The following is a 1,491-nucleotide window of genomic DNA, read 5'->3' as shown; positions in this document are numbered from 1 at the left end:
CCCCGAGGCTGTCCCCAGGGTCGTAGAGGTGCCGCCCCGTGGCGAACTCCAGCAGCGTCAGGCCCAACGAGAAAAGATCCGCGCGGGCATCCGTCGTCTCCCCGAGCAGCGCCTCGGGGGCGGCGTAGATGGCGTCACCCGGGGGCCGCGGTAGCGTCGTGGCCACCCTCCCGCCCAACCGGGAGAAGGCGACGCCGAAGTCCGTCAGCGCCACACCGCCACCCGGGCGGAGGCGGATGCGAGTGGGATTCACGTCGCGGTTGACGATGCCCAATGGGACGCCCTCGTCATCCGTGCGCGTGTGGGCATACGCCAGGGCCGCGGCCACCTCCGCCCCCACGTACAGGACGAAGGACTCGGAGAAGTAGCGCCTGCGCACCTGGGCGATGGAGAGCAGTGAATCCAGGGTGAAGCCCTCGACGCATTCCATTGCGGCGCACAGCCCGTACTTCATTTCAAAGAGGCCGTGGACGCGGGCGATGTTGGGGTGCTGGAGGAATTGCGCCAGGCGCACCTCCTCCTCCAGCCGCGCACGCGTGCGCTGGTACTTCTCCGGCAGGGGCCCCTCTGGCAAGGCCACGCACTTCAGGACGACCTTGGCCTGGTAGCCGGTGGGCGTCCGGGGCCGGGCCAGCAGGACGCGCTCCCCATTGCGGCCCGTGCCCAGGTCCTGGAAGAACTCGTAGGAGGTGTCGCCGTGGGAAAAGAGGACTGCCCCCCCGGGGGACGGGGGGTCAAAAACACTGGCCATGAGGGGAGTCTCCTGGAGGCACGTGGAAGGAGACACGTGCAAAGCCACCCGGGAAACTACCTGCGGCGCTGGACCCCTGGGAAGGACGCCATGGGTTGAAAGAGGGGCGCAGCCGGATTCACTCCGAGTCCGTGCCCCCTTTCCGAAAACGTAAATGTCCTTTACACGCCTGGACTCAGGGCCAACGCTTCACGGCAAATGCGTTGGCGGTCCGTGAATACTGGACAGCCCCGGGCTTGGAGCCCTCATACCCGGGCTCGGGCCCCTCTTCGCCCACGGAAATGCAGACGGGGTGGACGTCTCCGTTGGGGAGGCGCAGCTCCGTGTAACGTATCACCAAGTTACCATCCGCCGTCCACAGCCGCCCGTAGAGCAGCGTGCCCACGGGAATCCTTCCAGAGCCGGCTTGGACGATGCTTGTGACAGGACCATCGGAATAGACATTCTCGTCGGCAGGAAGTCCCGGACGTTTCACGTCAATGACCACGTCAAGGCTTCTGGGTGGAAAGAAGTTCAGCGTTCTCATGACTCTGTATGACTCTTCGGGGCACGCCGTGCCGGCCTCGGGCCGCACCTGGGAGCTGCTGGGGCAACCCAACTGCAAGGCCACGGCCGCGCTCACGGCGGCACACTTCTTCAGGAACGCCCCCCGAGTGCTGCTGGAGGCGAGCGGCCGCGGGGCCGAGGAGACAGGGGGGCTTTCGACGATGGGAGCACTCTTCACGGCGGAGCTTTCCTTC

The 1,491-nt window shown here is 66.5% G+C and carries 3 protein-coding genes; 1 reads left to right on the top strand and 2 read right to left on the bottom strand.

Annotated elements, in window-relative coordinates; all coding sequences use genetic code 11:
• Together D7V88_RS41450 and D7V88_RS42820 are read right to left on the bottom strand one after the other, a co-directional pair.
• Nucleotides 1–751: serine/threonine protein kinase (locus D7V88_RS41450; RefSeq protein ID WP_147449150.1), on the bottom strand; the 751-nt coding region annotated here is incomplete at its 3' end.
• Between the two features lie 175 nt (nucleotides 752–926).
• Nucleotides 927–1,277: a hypothetical protein gene (locus D7V88_RS42820; RefSeq protein ID WP_147449149.1), complete on the bottom strand. Its 351-nt coding sequence runs from the start codon at nucleotides 1,275–1,277 to the stop codon at nucleotides 927–929.
• Here D7V88_RS42820 and D7V88_RS41440 point away from each other — a divergent pair.
• Nucleotides 1,276–1,491: hypothetical protein (locus D7V88_RS41440; protein ID WP_147449148.1), on the top strand; the 216-nt coding region annotated here is incomplete at its 3' end. The two genes, D7V88_RS42820 and D7V88_RS41440, sit on opposite strands and share 2 nt — an antisense overlap.

It is taken from the genome of Corallococcus terminator (genome assembly GCF_003611635.1).
Lineage (GTDB): Bacteria > Myxococcota > Myxococcia > Myxococcales > Myxococcaceae > Corallococcus > Corallococcus terminator.
Note: the sequence above shows the minus strand (reverse complement) of the source record. Positions and strands in the feature narration are given on the sequence as shown.